Raw genomic sequence first — 17,565 nt, 5'->3', positions numbered from 1 at the left:
GTTGCCTATGCCGATGCATGCCGTACGCCCCAAAATCCTAGGCTTTATCAGTGAGCAGGCGTCGGCTTGGCTGGTGGCATTGGTGGTGTTATTGGCAGGTTGCGCGCTGACGGTAATTATTGCCTGGGCCGCCGCCGATCTGTATCAGCAACAGGTTCGCCAGCGTTTCCAGTTGCTGGTCAATGAACGCTACACCCGCCTGCAGGAGCGCCTCGAAGACCAGGAGCAACGCCTGGCCAGCCTGCAGCGCTTCTTCGTCAATTCCAGTGATGTGTCCCGCGCCGAGTTCGATGGGTTTGCCCAACCCTTGCTGTTGCGCGCCCGCGCGTATGCCTGGGCACCGCGGATTTTTCGCGATCAGCGCAAGCCGTTTGAACAGGAGATCTCGCGCCAGCGCGGCGCGCCCTTTGCCATCCGTGAACTGAATTCATCAGGGGAGTTGGCGCCTGCCGCCGAGCGCGATGAATACGTGCCGGTGTTGTATAGCCAAACCCAAAGTCTGCTGGGCTCGCCGCTCGGTTTCGACCTGTTGGCACAGCCGCTTCGGCGCTCGGTCCTTGAGCGTGCGCAAGAAAGCGGTACGCCCGCGGTATCCCAGCCAATGCAATTGGTGGGTGTGGAACCGGCCTATGCGGCCGGGGTTTTGCTGGTGGCGCCCGTGCGCAAGCCGGCTGAGGCCGAGCCCAGCGGCTTCGTGATGGCGGTGATCAGCATGCGACAGCTGGTGGCCGACGGTTTGCCCAAGCCGAACCGCGACAACCTGGTGATGCAGATCGTCGATACCTCCGACACCCAGCAGCGCGTGCTGTATGCCTCGAGCAATGCGGTGGGCGCCAGCGACCTCAGCGCCGCGCGCCGTTTGACCCTCGGCGACCATGTGTATGCCCTCACGTTGCGTGGCAGCCAGGTCTTCGATCAGGCCAACCATTCCTCGATGAGCACCATCCTGACCATGGGCGGGTTGCTCAGCCTGCTGCTCAGTGCCTTGTTGTATGTGGTGGTCAGCCAACGCCAGCGCGCGCTGAAACTGGTCGAGCAGCGCACCGAGCAGTTGCGCCTGCGTGAACAGGAATTGCGCGGTGCGCACGGGCAATTGCGCAGCGTGCTGAATGCGGCCACCCAGGTCGCGATCATCGCCACTGACCTGCGCGGGGTGATCAACACGTTCAATGCCGGGGCCGAGCAAATGCTGGGGTACACGTCCGACCAGGTACTGGGGCGCATGACCCTGGAAAGCCTGCACCTGGCCGCTGAACTCGAAGCGCGCGCCACCCGTTTGAGCGCGGCCATGGGCAAGCGCATCCCGCCAAGCCAGGCGATGCTGGTGGAGAGCCCGGACCACCTGCACCATGCGCGCGAGTGGACCCTGTTACGCGAAAATGGCAGCCCCTTGACGGTGAACATGCTCGGCACCGTATTGCTGGATGACCATGGCTTGTGGATCGGGCATCTGGCGATTTACCTGGATGTCACCGAACAGAAACGCGCCTACGAGGCGTTGGCGGCGCGCGATCGTTTGCTGAAAAAGCTCAGTGCCCATGTGCCCGGCGGGATCTTCCAGTTCACCCTCGAGCCTCAGGGCAACGGGCGTTTCATCTATGCCAGCGATGGCATGCGCGATATCTATGAAATCGAAACCGGCGTGTTGCAACAGGACGCGGCCAAGGTCTTCGAGCGCATTCATCCCCAGGACGTCGAGCGGGTCCGCCTGTCGATACGCTTGTCGGCGTTGCAGCTGAGCCACTGGCGCGAAGAATACCGCGTGCTGTTGCCACAACGCGGCCTGCGCTGGATTCGCGGCGAAGCCACGCCTGAAGAACTGCCAGGCGGCGGTACGCTGTGGCATGGCTACGTGTCGGATATTTCCGACCTCAAACGGGTGGAGGAAGAGCTGCGGGCACTGTCCATCACCGATTCGCTGACGGGCATTCATAACCGGCGTTATTTCCAGGATCGTCTCAAGGTCGAGATGCTCAGGCTCAACCGCACCAGTGGGGCGCTGTCGTTGATCATGCTGGATATCGACCACTTCAAGCGCATCAACGACCAGTACGGTCACGCGGTAGGCGATGGGGTGTTGCAGGAGGTGTGCAAGCGCATCAGTCAGCGCCTGCGGCGCACGGATGTGTTTTGCCGACTGGGCGGCGAAGAGTTCGTGGTGTTGTGCCCGCACACTGATTGCGAGCAGGCGTACAGCCTGGCGATGGAGTTGTGGCAGTCGTTGCGCAGTGCGCCGATGGACACGGTGGGCATCGTGACCGCCAGCTTCGGTGTGGCCAGTTGGCGGATCGATGACGGCATTGACGGGCTGCTGCTGCGGGCGGACTCGGCGGTGTATAGGGCCAAGCAGGCGGGCAGGGACCGGGTGGAGGCTGAGCGAATCAGGGTTTGATTGACAGAGTTTTTCAGACGGCGCGCATTCATGTTGGGGGCTGGCTTGCCTGCGATTGCAGCGTGTCAGTCAGCGAATCTGATACTGATACACCGCTATCGCAAGCAAGCCCGCTCGCACATTTGATCTGTGTTGCCTTTAGAGCACCGGCGCAGCCGCCGCCAGCTTCGGCTGGCGATACAGGTCCAGCAGCACCTGGTCCAGCACTGATGAGGCGCCCCACGGTTTCGAATCGTTGAGGATCGCCACCACCACCCAGGTGTTGCCATTGTTGTCACGGCTGAACCCGGCGATGGCACGCACGGTGTTCAGGGTGCCAGTCTTGACGTGGGCTTCGCCGCGCATGGCGGTGGTCTTCAGGCGTTTACGCATGGTGCCGTCGGTGCCGGCAATCGGCAGCGAGCTGATGTATTCCGCCGCGTACGGGCTTTTCCAGGCGGCTTGCAGCATGGCCGCCATCTCGCGGGCGCTGACACGTTCGGCGCGCGACAGGCCGGAGCCGTTCTCCATGACGAGGTGCGGCGCGGTGATGCCTTTCTTCGCCAGCCACTGACGGACCACACGTTGCGCAGCCTTGGCGTCGTCGCCGTCGGCATCGTTGCGAAATTGCGCGCCCAGGCTCAGGAACAGCTGCTGAGCCATGGTGTTGTTACTGTATTTGTTGATGTCGCGGATGATTTCCGCCAGGTCCGGCGAGAAGGCACGGGCGAGTACTTTGGCGTCCTTGGGCACGGGCGCCTGGATGTCGCGGCCCTGGATGGTGCCACCCAATTCCTGCCAGATCGCACGCACAGCGCCGGCGGTGTAGGTGGCGTGGTCGAGCAGCGACAGGTAAGTCTGCGAACTGCAGCCATCGCCCAGTTGGCCGCTGACCGTCACGGTGACACTGCCGTCGGCGGCGGTGACCGGGCTGTAGCGCACGTCGCCGGTGCATTGCTTGGCGTTGGAGACTTTCACCTGGTTGTCGATGCGAATGCTGGCAATCGGCGGCTCGACCGATACGATCACGCGGCCCGAATCATTGCGGGTTACGAAGCGCAGGGCCTTGAGGTTGACCAGCAGGGCGTCGGGCTTGACCAGGAACGGCTTGTTCTCGTCATTGCCGTCGTCATTGAATTCGGGCAATTGCGGCTGGTTGAAGAAGCTGCGGTCGAGCACCAGGTCGCCGGTGACTTGCTGCACGCCATTGGCACGCAGGTCGCGCATCAGCAGCCAGAGTTTTTCCATGTTCAGCTTCGGGTCGCCGCCGCCCTTTAGGTAAAGGTTGCCGTGCAAGACGCCACCGCTGAGCGTGCCGTCGGTGTAGAACTCGGTCTTCCACTGATGGTTGGGGCCGAGCATTTCCAGGGCAGCGTAGGTGGTGACCAACTTCATGGTGGAGGCCGGGTTCACCGACACGTCGGCGTTGAACACGGTGGGGGTACCGGGGCCGGTGAGGGGCAGCATCACCAGCGACAGCGCGGTATTTTGCAGCTTGGCTTTCTGCAGGGCCTGCGCAACGTTGGGTGGCAGGGTGTTGTTGATTGGGGCGGCAGCGGCGGAAAAGGCCAGTGGAAGAAGAACGCTGGCCAATAACACGGAACGAAAAGATTTGATCATAAGGAATAAAACCCTACTGCTGAGAAGGGTGAAAAAGGCGAGGGGTATGGAAGAAAATCCCTCATTGGTCACGAAAGTGTCGGCATTATGCCCCAAGGTGGATCCAGTTGTAGCTGAACGATAGCTGGTATTGCGCGTTTTTTTGCAGACAGATAGCCGCCTGTCCCAGAGAGTCGGGCAATCCTTGCCTTAAACTGCTAAAGTGCCGCCCGTTATTACTTATGAGGATTGTTCCAATGGCGACTAACCGTTCCCAGCGTCTGCGCAAAAAACTGTGCGTTGATGAATTTCAAGAGCTGGGTTTCGAACTGAACCTGGACTTCAACGAAGGCCTGAGTGAAGAAGCTATCGACGCTTTCCTCGAAGCATTCATCAAAGAAGCCATGGAAGCCAACGGTCTGGGCTATGTCGGCGGCGATGACTTCGGTCTGGTTTGCCTGCAGAAGCGTGGCTCGGTCTCCGAAGAGCAGCGTGCTGCTGTTGAAGCCTGGCTGAAAACCCGTTCCGAGCTGACCAAGGCTGAAGTCAGCCCGTTGCTGGACGTGTGGTATCCAGAAAAGCCGATCAACGCGGCTAAGTGATACTGAAAAAAACGGCGACCTTCGGGTCGCCGTTTTTTTATGCCTTGCGCCCGTTCAGAATCAGCAGCGTCAACACCCCCGCCACAATCCCCCAGAACGCCGAACCGATGGAAAACAACGTCAAGCCTGACGCGGTGACCATAAAGGTGATCAGCGCCGCTTCGCGTTCCTTCGGCTCATTCATGGCGATGCTCAAGCCATTGATGATCGAGCCAAACAACGCCAGCGCTGCAATCGACAGCACCAGTTCCTTTGGCAATGCTGCGAACAATGCCGCCAAGGTCGCGCCAAATACTCCGGCAATCCCGTAGAACACACCGCACCACACCGCGGCGGTGTAGCGCTTGTTGCGGTCTTCATGGGCATGCGGCCCGGTGCAGATGGCCGCGCTGATTGCCGCCAGGTTGATGCCGTGGGAGCCGAAGGGTGCGAGCACCAGCGAGGCCAGGCCGGTGGCGGTGATCAAAGGCGAGGCGGGCACGGTGTAGCCATCGGCACGCAGCACGGCGACGCCGGGCATGTTCTGCGAGGTCATTGCCACCACGAACAGCGGAATGCCGATACTGATGGTCGCCGCCAGCGAGAAATGCGGCGTGGTCCACACCGGTATCGCCACTTCGAGGTGAAAACCACTGAAATCCAGCAACCCCATCAGCCCCGACAGCACAGTGCCAAGCACCAGCGCGGCGAGCACCGCATAGCGTGGCGACAGGCGCTTGATGATCAGGTACGTGAAAAACATCCCCAGCACCAGGCCGGTGCGATGCTGCGCGGCGACGAAAATCTCGCTGCCGATCTTGAACAGGATTCCCGCCAGCAAGGCCGCCGCCAGCGACGACGGGATGCGCTTGACCAGTTTTTCGAAACTGCCGGTCAGCCCGCACAGCGTCACCAGTACGGCGCAGGTGATGTAGGCACCAATGGCCTCGCCGTAACTCACGCCGCCCAGGCTGGTGATCAACAGCGCCGCGCCGGGTGTGGACCAGGCAATAGTGATGGGCGTGCGATAGCGCAGGGACAAGCCGATGCTGCACACCGCCATGCCGATGGAGATGGCCCAGATCCACGAAGAAATCTGCGCCGTGGTCAACCCGGCGGCCTGGCCGGCCTGAAACATCAGGACCAGCGAGCTGGTGTAGCCGGTCATCATGGCAATGAAGCCGGCGACGATGGCCGACGCAGAAGTGTCGGCCAACGGGCGCAAAGGCGCTTGGGTGGCGTCGTTCATGGAGAGGTGTTCCTTTTACCTGGGTATTTGTCAGTGAAGGCGCAGATTCAAGCCTAAACTCAAACGTAACTACTCGTTGCGATACAGCCGACGCTGCAAACAGCCGTACAGTGTGTTGGCGCATTGGGTTGTGTACAATGTGCCCTGTTTTTAGGTGATACTTGCCAGCAACCCGCGCTTGCCGTATTACCGTTAATTCGCCGCCGTTCTCCAAACCCGAGTGCCCATGAACGAACAGTTGCAACCTCTCAAGAAACAACCGCGAGCCGGCAAGGCCGGTCGCAGCGGAACCCAGGACGATATCGTTTACGCGCATATCTTCGAGGCCATCCTTGAACAACGCCTGGCGCCCGGAACCAAGTTGAGTGAAGAGGCACTGGGCGAAATCTTCGGCGTCAGCCGCACCATCATTCGCCGCGCGCTCTCGCGTCTGGCCCATGAAGGCGTGGTACTGCTGCGGCCCAATCGTGGTGCGGTGGTGGCGAGCCCGAGTGTAGAAGAAGCGCGTCAGGTATTCCTGGCCCGGCGTCTGGTCGAACGGGCGATCACGGAATTGGCAGTGCAGCACGCCACGGCCGAACAGCTGGCCGAGCTGCGCCAGATGGTCAACGACGAGCGCGACAGCTTTTCCCGCGGCGACCGCGGTGCCGGTATCCGCCTCTCCGGCGAATTTCACCTCAAGCTGGCAGAGGCGGCGAAGAACGCGCCGCTGATCAGCTTCCAGCGCAGCCTGGTGTCGCAGACCTCGTTGATCATCGCCCAGTACGAAAGCGGCAACCGCTCGCACTGTTCTTACGATGAGCACACGCAGCTGATCGATGCGATCGAAGCACGCGACGCAACGTTGGCGGTGAATTTGATGATGCACCACATGGATCACATCGACAGCAAGCTCAACCTCGATGAGGAAAGCGCGTCGGATGATTTGCACGCGGTGTTCTCGCATTTGTTGCAGACGAAAAAGCCGGGACGCTCGTCCGTAAAACTGTAATTTCCCAGACTCACCAGGGCCAGAAATGTGGGAGCGGGCTTGCTCGCGAATGCGGTAGATCAGTCAATGCATCTGGTGACTGACACTCCGTATTCGCGAGCAAGCCCGCTCCCACATTTGCTTCTCGGCGTGCTTTAGATCAGCGTTGATGCACGAGATTGCCGGCCGCATACGTCTGCAACACCGCCCGGTCATCCCCCAGCGTCATCAGCACAAACAACGTCTCGGCAATATTATTGGCCTGCTTCAAGCGATAGCTGAGCAGCGGCGTGGCGTTGTAATCCAGCACCAAAAAGTCCGCGTCAGTGCCCGGCTGCAAGGTGCCGATCTTGTCTTCCAAACGCAGCGCTCGCGCGCCACCCAAGGTGGCCAGGTACAGCGACTTGAACGGGCTCAACCGCGCGCCCTGCAACTGCATGACCTTGTAGGCTTCGTTCAAGGTTTGCAGCAGCGAGAAGCTGGTGCCGCCGCCCACGTCGGTGCCCAGGCCGACATTCAGCTTGTGCTTCTCGGCCATCGGCAGATTGAACAAACCGCTGCCGAGGAAGAAGTTCGAGGTCGGGCAGAACGCTACCGCCGAACCCGTTTCGGCGAGGCGCGCGCATTCGTCATCGCACAGGTGCACGCCGTGGGCAAACACCGAACGCTCACCCAGCAATTTGTAGTGGTCATACACGTCCAGGTAGCCCTTGCGCTCCGGGAACAGCTCTTTCACCCATGCCACTTCCTGCAGGTTTTCACTGATGTGAGTCTGCATGTACAGGTCCGGGTATTCGCCCAGCAATTGCCCGGCCAGCGTCAGTTGCGCCGGGGTGCTGGTCGGGGCAAAACGTGGCGTGACCGCATAGTGCAAACGGCCCTTGCCGTGCCAGCGTTCGATCAGCGCCTTGCTTTCCTGGTAGCCGGATTCGGCGGTGTCGGTCAGATAGTCCGGCGCGTTGCGGTCCATCATTACCTTGCCGGCGATCATGCGCAGGTCGAGTTTCTCGGCCGCTTCAAAAAATGAATTGACTGATTGCGGGTGCACGCTGCCGAACACCAGCGCCGTGGTGGTGCCGTTGCGCAGCAGTTCCTTGATGAAGATATCCGCGACTTCTTCGGCATGGGCCTTGTCGGCGAACTGGCTTTCACACGGGAAGGTGTAGGTGTTGAGCCAATCCAGCAACTGCTCGCCATAGGCGCCGACCATGCCGGTTTGCGGCAGGTGGATATGGGTGTCGATCAGGCCCGGGGTGATCAGCGCATCCTGATAATGAGTAACGTCGATGTCGGCGGGCAGCGTCGGCAGCAAATCGCTGGCGTGGCCCAGGGCGCTGATCTGGCCGTTATCGATCACCAGCAGGCCGTCTTCGAAATACTCATAGGACGCTTCGATCCCCACTTCAGCAGGGTCGGCGATGCTGTGCAGGATGGCGGCACGGTAGGCTTTGCGAGTCAAAGGCATGGTGTTCTCAATTTAGAGTGCTTGGCTGCGGCGCGAGGCCGGCAGCAGTTTGGCAATGGGTTCGGCGCTCGCGGTGTGCTGGCCGAAATTGGCGTTATAGGTGGCGATGATTTCGCCGGCGATGGAGATGGCGATCTCCACCGGCAGTTTGCCCTTCACCTCGGTGAGGCCCATCGGGCAGCGCATGCGTTGCAGCTGCGCGGTGTCGAAGCCGCGATCTCGCAGGCGGTGTTCGAACTTGACCCGTTTGGTTTTCGAGCCGATCAGCCCGAAGTAGGCAAAGTCATTGCGCTTGAGCAGCGCGGCGGTCAGTTCCAGGTCCAGCGCGTGATTGTGGGTCATGACGATGCAGTAACTGCCCACTGGCAGGTCGGCAATTTCGTCGACCGGCTCCTCGCTGACGATTTTACGCACGCCCTGGGGAATGTTTTCCGGAAACTCCTGGTCGCGGGAATCGATCCAGCGCACCCGGCACGGCAGGCTCGCCAATAGCGGCACCAACGCGCGGCCGACATGGCCGGCGCCAAACACTGCAATGTGCGCCTGCACCTGGCCCATGGGTTCGAACAGCAGCACAGTCACACCGCCGCAGCACTGGCCCAGGCTTGCACCGAGGCTGAAGCGCTCCAGATGCGTGTTTTGCTGGCCGCGCACGAGCATGTCGCGGGCGATCTGCATCGCCTTGTATTCCAAGTGCCCGCCACCGATGGTGTCGAAGGTCTGCGCGGCGCTGATCACCATCTTCGAGCCGGCATTGCGCGGCGTGGAGCCGAGCTCTTCGATGATGGTCACCAGCACGCAGGGTTCGCCGCGGTTCTGCAGGTCGGCGAGGGCGCTGATCCAGTTGTTCATAGTCACCTCTTGTGGCGTCTGTCAGGCCGCTATCGGGGGCAAGCCCCCTCCCACATTTTGATGTGTGAACACCATCAAATGTGGGAGCTGGCTTGCCTGCGATGGCAGCACCTCGGTCTTAGAGCGAAGCCATCTCGGTTTCAGCCTCAACAGCCTTTGCCGCCTGCAACTGCCGCATCTGCTCACACCCCCACAACACCCGCTCGGGTGTGGCCGGTGCATCAATCTTCGGCTGATGGCGATACTCACCCACACTCGCCACGGCATCCTTGATCGCGCACCACGAGGCAATCCCGAGCATGAACGGCGGCTCACCCACGGCCTTGGAATGGAACACCGTGTCCTCCGGGTTCTTGCGGTTTTCCACCAGCTTTACGCGTAAATCCAGGGGCATGTCAGCCACGGCCGGGATCTTGTAGCTGGCGGGGCCGTTGGTCATCAGCTTGCCTTTGTTGTTCCACACCAGCTCTTCCATGGTCAGCCAGCCCATGCCTTGGATAAAGCCGCCTTCCACCTGGCCGATGTCGATGGCCGGGTTCAGCGAGGCGCCGACGTCGTGCAGGATGTCGGTGCGCAACATCTTGTATTCGCCGGTGAGGGTGTCGACGATCACCTCGCAGCAGGCCGCGCCGAACGCGAAGTAATAGAACGGCCGGCCCCGCGCCTGGCTGCGGTCGTAGAAGATTTTCGGGGTCTTGTAGAAACCGGTGCTCGACAGCGAGACCTGGGCGAAATACGCCTGCTGGATCAGGCTTTCAAAGGTCAGGATCTGGTCGCGTACCCGCACGTGACCATTGTGAAACTCCACATCCGCTTCACTCACGTCGTACTTGCGTGCGGCAAACTCCACCAGGCGCTGCTTGATGGTTTCGGCGGCGTTCTGCGCAGCCTTGCCGTTCAGGTCGGCACCGCTGGACGCCGCGGTGGGCGAGGTGTTGGGCACCTTGTCGGTGTTGGTGGCGGTGATCTGCACGCGGTCGATGTCGACCTGGAACACTTCGGCCACCACTTGCGCGACCTTGGTGTTCAAGCCCTGGCCCATTTCGGTGCCGCCGTGGTTCAAATGGATGCTGCCGTCGGTGTAGATGTGGATCAGCGCACCGGCCTGGTTCAGGAAGCTGGCGGTAAATGAAATACCGAACTTCACCGGCGTCAGCGCCAGGCCTTTTTTCAGGATCGGGCTGTGGGCGTTGTACAGGCGGATCGCTTCGCGGCGCTCGGCGTATTGGCTGCTGGCTTCAAGCTCGGCGGTCATCTCTTCGAGCATGTTGTGCTCGACGGTCTGGTAGTAGTGGGTGACGTTGCGCTCGGTCTTGCCGTAGTAATTGGCCTTGCGCACCGCCAATGGGTCCAGACCCAGGTGCCGAGCGATGGCGTCCATCACTTCCTCGATGGCGACCATGCCTTGTGGCCCCCCGAAGCCGCGATATGCGGTGTTGGAGGCCGTGTTGGTCTTGCAACGATGGCCATTAACCGTAGCGTCGCCCAGGTAATACGAATTGTCGGCGTGGAACATCGCGCGGTCGACAATCGAGTTCGACAAGTCCGGCGAGCAGCCGCAGTTACCCGCCAGTTCCAGGTTGATCCCGTGCAGGCGACCCGTGTCGTCAAAGCCCACGTCGTATTCGATATAGAACGGGTGACGCTTGCCGGTCATCAGCATGTCTTCGACGCGCGGCAGGCGCATTTTGGTCGGTTGGCCGGTGAGGCGCGCCACCACCGCGCACAGGCAGGCGGGGCTGGCGGCCTGGGTTTCCTTGCCGCCGAAACCGCCGCCCATGCGGCGCATGTCGACGACGATTTTGTTCATCGACACGTCGAGCACTTCGGCCACCAACTTCTGCACTTCGGTGGGGTTTTGCGTGGAGCAATAGACGATCATGCCGCCGTCTTCGGTGGGCATCACCGACGAGATCTGGGTTTCCAGGTAGAAGTGTTCCTGGCCGCCGATGTGCAGCGTGCCCTGGATACGGTTTTTCGCCGTGGCCAGTGCACCTGCCGAATCACCGCGTTGGTGAGTGTGGCTGTCGAGCACGAAATGCTTGTTGCGAAAGGCCTCGACCACGTCCAGCACCGGCTCCAGGTCTTCGTATTCGATCACCGCCGCCATGGCCGCTTTGCGTGCGGTTTCCAGGTCGCGCGCGGCCACGGCCAGCACCACCTGGCCGACAAACTGCACGGTGTCGATGGCCAGCAACGGGTCGCCGGGCATCAGCGGGCCGATGTCTTTCAGGCCCGGCACGTCTTCGTGGGTGATCGCGATGCGCACGCCGTCAAAGGCGTAGCAGGGCGTGGTGTCGATGCTGAGGATGCGGGCGTGGGCACGGTCGGACATGCGCGCATACAGGTGCAGTTGGTTGGGAAATTCCAGGCGGTCATCGATGTACTGCGCCTCGCCGGACACATGTTTGGCGGCGCTGTCATGCTTGACGCTGCGGCCGACCCCGGAGGTCAGGTCCTGGGCGAACAGCTCGGCGAGTTCGGCCTGGGTTTTAACGACGGCGTGATGGTTAGACATAAGCGGTCACCCGAGTCTCGATGTGCGGCGTTTGCAGTTCGATGAAGTATTTGCGCAGCAGGTTTTGCGCGCTGAGCAGGCGGTATTCCTTGCTGGCGCGAAAGTCCGACAGCGGGGTGAAATCCTCGGCCAGGGCGGCGCAGGCTTTTTCCACCGTGACGGCGTTCCAGGTGGCGCCCACCAGCACGGCTTCGCAGCTTTTCGCGCGTTTGGGCGTGGCGGCCATGCCCCCGAAGGCGACGCGTGCCTGGTTGATCACGCCGTTCTCGATCTTCAGGTTGAAGGCGGCGCACACCGCGGAAATATCATCGTCCAGGCGCTTGGACACCTTGTAGGCACGGAACAGTGTGTGGCCCTTGGGCACGATGATTTTCTCGATGAACTCGCTGTCCTGACGCGCGGTGACGCGGTAGTCGATGAAGTAGTCTTCCAGCGCCAGGGTGCGGCGCACGTTGCCTTTGCACAGCACGATCTGTGCACCCAGGGCGATCAGCAGCGGCGGCGAATCACCAATCGGCGAGGCGTTGCCGATGTTGCCGCCCAAGGTGCCCTGGTTGCGGATTTGCAGGGAGGCGAAGCGGTGCAGCAGGTCGCCGAAGTCCGGGTATTCGTGGTGCAGCGCGGTGTAGCAGTCGGAGAGGGCGGTGGCGGCGCCGATTTCCAGGCGGTCGTCGAAGCGTTCGATGCGCTTCATTTCTTCGATATTGCCGACGTAGATCATCACCGGCAGCGTGCGATGAAACTGCGTGACTTCCAGCGCCAGGTCGGTGCCGCCGGCCAGCAGCCGGGCTTGCGGGTAGGCGTCGTAGAGATCGGCCAGGTCGGCGACGGTCAGCGGCACCAGGCAGCGTTTGTCGCCACTGTTGAGTTCGCCGGTCTGCGTTGGCGCAATGGCTTTGAGGCGCGCGATGGTCTCGGCCTGGCGGCTGTCAAACTGGTCGACGGGTTTGTTGCAGCAGGCCTGTTCGGCGGCGGCCAGGATCGGGCGGTAGCCGGTGCAACGGCACAAATTGCCGGCCAGCGCTTCGTGGGCTTTTTGGCTGTCGGGCGCGTCGCTGTTCTTTTGCAGGGCAAACAACGACATCACAAAGCCCGGCGTGCAAAAGCCACATTGCGAGCCGTGGCACTCGACCATGGCTTTTTGCACGCTGTGCAGTTGGCCCTGGTGCTTGAGGTCTTCAACGCTGATCAGCTGTTTGCCGTGCAGCGACGACACAAAGGTCAGGCATGAGTTGAGGCTGCGATAACGAATCTGCTCCGCGCCTTGTTCGTCGCGGTGCAACTCGCCGACCACGACGGTGCACGCCCCGCAGTCGCCGCTGGCGCAGCCTTCCTTGGTACCGGGTTTGCCCACGTGCTCACGCAAATAGTTGAGCACGGTCAGGTTGGGGTCCAGGGCGTGCTCACTACGGAGTTCCTGGTTGAGTAAAAACTGGATCACGGAAGGCCTCGCAGACTCATTATTGTTGTTAACCGCTTTGCGCCGAATCTAGTCATGTCTGACTTTTCGGTCAATGATTTTCTGACCAGGAGGTCAAGAAGTTACGGTCACAACACTTTCAATTATGGTCCAGTCTTCTGGAACCGTTGTTTTTGGCGGCTTGTGGGTTTTCATCGCTGCTTATTTCATGCCAAATTCGCCACCGTGGGCGTAGCGCCATCAGCGGGCCAATGCGCTACACTGCCGCGCTTGTACTGATAGAAGATTCTGAAGGGAAAACATGACGTTCAAGGCGCCGGACAGTCTCGCCGAGCAAATTGCTCACCACCTCGCCGAACGTATCATTCGCGGCGATCTCAAGCCTGGGGAGCGGATCCAGGAACAGAAAGTTACGCTGGCGCTCAATGTCAGCCGTGGTTCCGTGCGTGAAGCCTTATTGATCCTCGAGCGCCGCCACCTGATCGCGATCCTGCCGCGCCGTGGCGCCCACGTCACCGAGCTCACCGCGCACAAGGTGCAGAGCCTGTGCACGCTGATGGGCGAGTTGTACATCCTGCTCGGCAATGCGGTGGCCGAGGGCTGGAAGGTGCAGGCCGACATGACGCCGTTCCTGCAGATCCAGCAGCGTCTGGTGAACAGTTTTGAGCGTCAGGACATCCGCGCCTTCGTCGAAGAAAGCTTCAACGTGATGCGCGCCGCGTACCCTTTTGCCAACAACCCGTATTTGCAGGAAACCGTCGAGAACCTGCAGCCGGCGATGAACCGCGCCTATTACCTGGCGCTGGATCAGCGCAAGGCGTCCATGAGCGAGTACCTGGCGCTGTTCGAGCAACTGCTCGCCGCCGTGCTGGCGCGTGACCTGGCGCAGATTCGCCTGGTGCTGTCCGCCTACGGCCAGCGCAGTTGTTCATTGGTCATCGCTGCGTTGGCGGACGCCTAAACGTGCGGCTCAAGTGCATCAAACTGGCGGGGTTCAAATCCTTCGTCGACCCGACCACGGTGAACTTCCCCAGTAACATGGCGGCAGTGGTGGGGCCCAATGGCTGCGGCAAGTCGAACATCATCGACGCCGTTCGCTGGGTGATGGGCGAGAGTTCGGCAAAAAACCTGCGCGGCGAGTCGATGACCGACGTCATCTTCAATGGCTCCACCAGCCGTAAACCGGTGAGCCAGGCCAGCATCGAGCTGGTGTTCGACAACTCCGACGGCACCCTGATCGGCGAATACGCGGCGTACGCGGAAATTTCCATTCGCCGCAAAGTGACGCGCGACAGCCAGAACAGCTACTTCCTCAACGGCACCAAGTGCCGGCGCCGGGACATCACCGACATCTTCCTCGGCACCGGCTTGGGCCCGCGCAGCTACTCGATCATCGAGCAGGGCATGATCTCCAAGCTGATCGAAGCCAAGCCCGAAGACCTGCGTAATTTCATTGAAGAAGCAGCCGGCATCTCCAAGTACAAGGAGCGCCGCCGCGAGACCGAAAACCGTATCCGCCGCACCCACGAAAACCTCGCCCGCCTGACCGACCTGCGCGAAGAGCTGGAGCGCCAGTTGGAGCGCCTGCACCGCCAGGCCCAGGCGGCCGAGAAGTATCAGGAATACAAGGGCGAAGAACGCCAGCTCAAGGCGCAACTCTCGGCCCTGCGCTGGCAGGCGCTGAACGATCAGGTCGGCCAGCGCGAAGCGATCATCGGCACCCAGGAAATCAGCTTTGAAGCGCTGGTGGCCGAACAGCGCAATGCCGACGCCAGCATCGAGCGCCTGCGTGACGGTCACCATGACCTGTCCGAGCGCTTCAATCTGGTGCAGGGCCGCTTCTATTCAGTGGGTGGCGACATCGCCCGGGTCGAGCAGAGCATTCAGCATGGCCAGCAGCGTCTGCGCCAACTGCAAGATGATTTGAAGGAAGCCGAGCGCGCGCGCCTGGAGACCGAATCGCACCTGGGCCATGACCGCACCTTGCTGCTGACCCTCGGCGAAGAGCTGGACATGCTCACCCCCGAGCAGGAAATCACCAGCGCCGCCGCCGAAGAAGCCGCCGCCGCCCTGGAAGAAGCCGAAACCACCATGCACGGCTGGCAAGAGCAGTGGGACGCTTTCAACCTGCAATCCGCCGAGCCGCGCCGCCAGGCTGAGGTGCAGCAGTCGCGCATCCAGCAGCTGGAAACCAGCATGGAGCGTCTGGCCGAGCGCCAACGGCGTCTGCAGGAAGAGCGCGTGTTGCTCGCCGCCGACCCGGAAGACGCGGCGATCATGGAGCTGAGCGAGCAGCTGGCCGAAAGTGAGATGACGCTGGAAGAGCTGGAAGCCAGCGAAGAACAACAAGTGGAGCGCCTGGAGCAATTGCGTCAGCAACTGCAACAGGCGACCCAGTCGCAGCAGCAGGCGCAGGGCGATTTGCAGCGGCTGAACGGCCGATTGGCGTCGCTGGAGGCCTTGCAGCAAGCCGCTCTGGACCCGGGCACCGGCACTGCCGAGTGGCTGCGCGACCAGCATTTGGCCGAGCGCCCGCGCCTGGCTGAAGGGTTAACAGTTGAAGCGGGTTGGGAGCTGGCGGTAGAGACCGTGCTCGGCGCCGACCTGCAGGCGGTGCTGGTCGACGATTTTGGTGGCTTCGACCTGGCCGGCTTTACTCAGGGCGATCTGCGTTTGCTCAGCCCGGCGGCCGATGGCACGCGCGTGCCGGGCAGTTTGCTGGACAAGGTCGAGGCGGCGATTGACCTGTCGCCCTGGCTGGGGCAGGTCAAACCGGTGGATTCCCTGGAGCAAGCCCTGGCGCAGCGCGGCCAATTGGGCGCGGGCGAAAGCCTGATCAGCCGCGATGGTTATTGGGTGGGCCGCCACTTCCTGCGCGTACGCCGTGCCAGCGAAGCGGAAAGCGGCGTATTGGCCCGTGGCCAGGAAATCGTCAACCTGAGCGCCGAGCGCGAAGAACGCGAAGCCACTCTCGAACGCCTGGAAACCGAACTGCAAACCCTGCGCGCCACCCAGCGCCAGCAAGAGACCGGCCGCGAACACCTGCGCCGCCTGTTGCAGGACGAAGCGCGCCAGCAAGGTGAACTCAAGGCCCAATTGTCGGCGAGCAAGGCCAAGGTCGAGCAACTGACCCTGCGCCGCACCCGTCTTGATGAAGAAGTGGCGGAGATGGGCGAGCAGCGCGCCCTTGAGCACGAACAAATCGGTGAGGCGCGCCTGCAACTGCAGGAAGCCCTCGACAGCATGGCGCTGGACACCGAGCAGCGCGAACTGCTGCTGGCCCAACGCGACAGCTTGCGCGAACGCCTTGACCGCGTGCGTCAGGAAGCGCGCCAGCACAAGGATCACGCTCACCAATTGGCGGTGCGCCTCGGTTCGTTGCAGGCTCAGCACGCGTCCACGCGTCAGGCCCTTGAGCGCCTGGAGATGCAATCCGAACGCCTCACCGAAAAGCGCGAGCAACTGAGCCTCAACCTGGAGGAGGGCGAAGCGCCGCTGGAGGAGTTGCGGCTCAAGCTCGAAGAATTGCTCGACAAGCGCATGACCGTCGACGAAGAACTCAAGACTGCGCAAATCGCCCTGGAAGACGCCGATCGCGAACTGCGCGATGCGGAAAAACGCCGGACCCAGGCCGAGCAGCAATCGCAGTTGATTCGCGGCCAGCTCGAACAGCAGCGCATGGAATGGCAGGCCCTGACGGTTCGCCGCAAGACCCTGCAGGACCAGTTGCTGGAAGACGGCTACGACCTGCACGGCGTGCTTAATACGTTGACCGCCCAGGCCAACGAGAAAGATGCCGAAGAAGAACTTGAACGGATTGCTGCGCGTATTCAGCGACTCGGCGCGATCAACCTCGCAGCCATCGACGAGTATCAGCAGCAGTCCGAGCGCAAACGTTATCTGGATGCCCAGGACGCCGATCTGGTGGAAGCCTTGGACACTTTGGAAAATGTGATCCGCAAGATCGACAAGGAAACCCGTAATCGTTTCAAAGATACCTTTGATCAGATTAATGGCGGTTTGCAGGCGTTATTCCCGAAAGTTTTCGGTGGTGGCAGCGCTTACTTGGAACTGACGGGCGAAGATCTACTCGATACAGGGGTGACGATCATGGCGCGGCCTCCGGGCAAGAAGAACAGCACCATCCATTTGTTGTCCGGTGGCGAAAAGGCACTGACCGCATTGGCGCTGGTATTTGCGATCTTCAAGTTGAACCCGGCGCCGTTTTGCATGCTCGACGAAGTTGACGCCCCGCTGGATGACGCTAACGTTGGACGCTACGCTCGGTTGGTTAAAGAGATGTCCCAGACCGTGCAGTTCATCTATATCACCCACAACAAGATCGCCATGGAAATGGCCGATCAATTGATGGGTGTAACGATGCACGAACCCGGTTGTTCGCGTTTGGTGGCGGTGGATGTGGAAGAAGCGATGGCGCTGGTGGATGCCTAGCGGCGAGTTGCTGGTTACACGTGTTTGAGGCTTAGAGCTTGCAGCTTGAAGCTCACAGTTGGCGGCTGGCGCAAGCGATCTTTCATGT

11 protein-coding genes are annotated in these 17,565 nt (G+C 61.3%); 5 read left to right on the top strand and 6 right to left on the bottom strand.

Going from position 1 to position 17,565, the window contains the following annotated elements; translation table 11 throughout:
* Positions 1-7: 7 nt before the first annotated feature.
* On the top strand, positions 8-2,392 hold the full coding sequence (locus tag AB5I78_RS21535) for a diguanylate cyclase (RefSeq protein WP_369301356.1): 2,385 nt from the start codon (positions 8-10) through the stop codon (positions 2,390-2,392).
* Positions 2,393-2,530: 138 nt separating this feature from the next.
* On the opposite strand, the gene dacB is transcribed toward AB5I78_RS21535, so the two are convergent.
* Positions 2,531-3,991: a D-alanyl-D-alanine carboxypeptidase/D-alanyl-D-alanine-endopeptidase gene (gene dacB, locus AB5I78_RS21530; RefSeq protein WP_145159104.1), complete on the bottom strand. Its 1,461-nt coding sequence runs from the start codon at positions 3,989-3,991 to the stop codon at positions 2,531-2,533.
* A gap of 236 nt (positions 3,992-4,227) precedes the next feature.
* On the opposite strand from dacB, the gene AB5I78_RS21525 reads away from it, so the two are divergent.
* Positions 4,228-4,572 (top strand): YggL family protein, encoded by a 345-nt coding sequence (locus AB5I78_RS21525; RefSeq protein WP_016979277.1) that lies wholly within the window; start codon positions 4,228-4,230, stop codon positions 4,570-4,572.
* A gap of 37 nt (positions 4,573-4,609) precedes the next feature.
* Here the strand turns inward: AB5I78_RS21525 and AB5I78_RS21520 are convergent, their stop codons facing one another.
* A complete protein-coding gene (locus tag AB5I78_RS21520; RefSeq protein ID WP_242195874.1) occupies positions 4,610-5,800 on the bottom strand; it encodes a benzoate/H(+) symporter BenE family transporter in 1,191 nt (396 codons plus the stop codon).
* Positions 5,801-6,026: 226 nt separating this feature from the next.
* Between AB5I78_RS21520 and AB5I78_RS21515 the strand changes: the two genes are divergently transcribed.
* Positions 6,027-6,791, top strand: a complete 765-nt coding sequence (locus AB5I78_RS21515) for a GntR family transcriptional regulator (RefSeq protein ID WP_017134778.1) — start codon at positions 6,027-6,029, stop codon at positions 6,789-6,791.
* A gap of 139 nt (positions 6,792-6,930) precedes the next feature.
* On the opposite strand, the gene guaD is transcribed toward AB5I78_RS21515, so the two are convergent.
* The 4 genes from guaD to xdhA form a co-directional block, all read right to left on the bottom strand.
* Positions 6,931-8,235, bottom strand: coding sequence for a guanine deaminase (gene guaD, locus AB5I78_RS21510; RefSeq protein WP_242195871.1), 1,305 nt, complete (start codon positions 8,233-8,235; stop codon positions 6,931-6,933).
* Between the two features lie 12 nt (positions 8,236-8,247).
* Positions 8,248-9,087 (bottom strand): xanthine dehydrogenase accessory protein XdhC, encoded by an 840-nt coding sequence (gene xdhC / locus AB5I78_RS21505; RefSeq protein ID WP_369301355.1) that lies wholly within the window; start codon positions 9,085-9,087, stop codon positions 8,248-8,250.
* Between the two features lie 118 nt (positions 9,088-9,205).
* On the bottom strand, positions 9,206-11,605 hold the full coding sequence (xdhB, locus tag AB5I78_RS21500; RefSeq protein WP_369301354.1) for a xanthine dehydrogenase molybdopterin binding subunit: 2,400 nt from the start codon (positions 11,603-11,605) through the stop codon (positions 9,206-9,208).
* Positions 11,598-13,046: a xanthine dehydrogenase small subunit gene (gene xdhA, locus AB5I78_RS21495; protein WP_369301352.1), complete on the bottom strand. Its 1,449-nt coding sequence runs from the start codon at positions 13,044-13,046 to the stop codon at positions 11,598-11,600. Before xdhA ends, xdhB begins: the two co-directional genes overlap by 8 nt.
* A 280-nt stretch (positions 13,047-13,326) precedes the next feature.
* Between xdhA and AB5I78_RS21490 the strand changes: the two genes are divergently transcribed.
* Both AB5I78_RS21490 and smc read left to right on the top strand, forming a co-directional pair.
* Positions 13,327-13,986 (top strand): GntR family transcriptional regulator, encoded by a 660-nt coding sequence (locus AB5I78_RS21490; RefSeq protein ID WP_145159092.1) that lies wholly within the window; start codon positions 13,327-13,329, stop codon positions 13,984-13,986.
* A 2-nt stretch (positions 13,987-13,988) separates the two neighbouring features.
* Positions 13,989-17,477 (top strand): chromosome segregation protein SMC, encoded by a 3,489-nt coding sequence (smc, locus tag AB5I78_RS21485; protein WP_145159090.1) that lies wholly within the window; start codon positions 13,989-13,991, stop codon positions 17,475-17,477.
* The last annotated feature ends 88 nt before the right edge of the window (positions 17,478-17,565 follow it).

The organism is Pseudomonas sp. N2-3-1-14 (genome assembly GCF_041228395.1).
Classification (GTDB): Bacteria; Pseudomonadota; Gammaproteobacteria; order Pseudomonadales; family Pseudomonadaceae; genus Aquipseudomonas.
The sequence above is the reverse complement of the archived record's forward strand: the minus strand, read 5'-3'. Positions and strand labels throughout refer to the sequence as shown.

Coding starts and splice junctions, on each gene's coding strand:
- AB5I78_RS21535 (WP_369301356.1), top strand. CDS start 8: ATGCCGATGCATGCCGTACGCCCCAAAATCCTAGGCTTTATCAGTGAG.
- dacB (WP_145159104.1), bottom strand. CDS start 3,991: ATGATCAAATCTTTTCGTTCCGTGTTATTGGCCAGCGTTCTTCTTCCA.
- AB5I78_RS21525 (WP_016979277.1), top strand. CDS start 4,228: ATGGCGACTAACCGTTCCCAGCGTCTGCGCAAAAAACTGTGCGTTGAT.
- AB5I78_RS21520 (WP_242195874.1), bottom strand. CDS start 5,800: ATGAACGACGCCACCCAAGCGCCTTTGCGCCCGTTGGCCGACACTTCT.
- AB5I78_RS21515 (WP_017134778.1), top strand. CDS start 6,027: ATGAACGAACAGTTGCAACCTCTCAAGAAACAACCGCGAGCCGGCAAG.
- guaD (WP_242195871.1), bottom strand. CDS start 8,235: ATGCCTTTGACTCGCAAAGCCTACCGTGCCGCCATCCTGCACAGCATC.
- xdhC (WP_369301355.1), bottom strand. CDS start 9,087: ATGAACAACTGGATCAGCGCCCTCGCCGACCTGCAGAACCGCGGCGAA.
- xdhB (WP_369301354.1), bottom strand. CDS start 11,605: ATGTCTAACCATCACGCCGTCGTTAAAACCCAGGCCGAACTCGCCGAG.
- AB5I78_RS21490 (WP_145159092.1), top strand. CDS start 13,327: ATGACGTTCAAGGCGCCGGACAGTCTCGCCGAGCAAATTGCTCACCAC.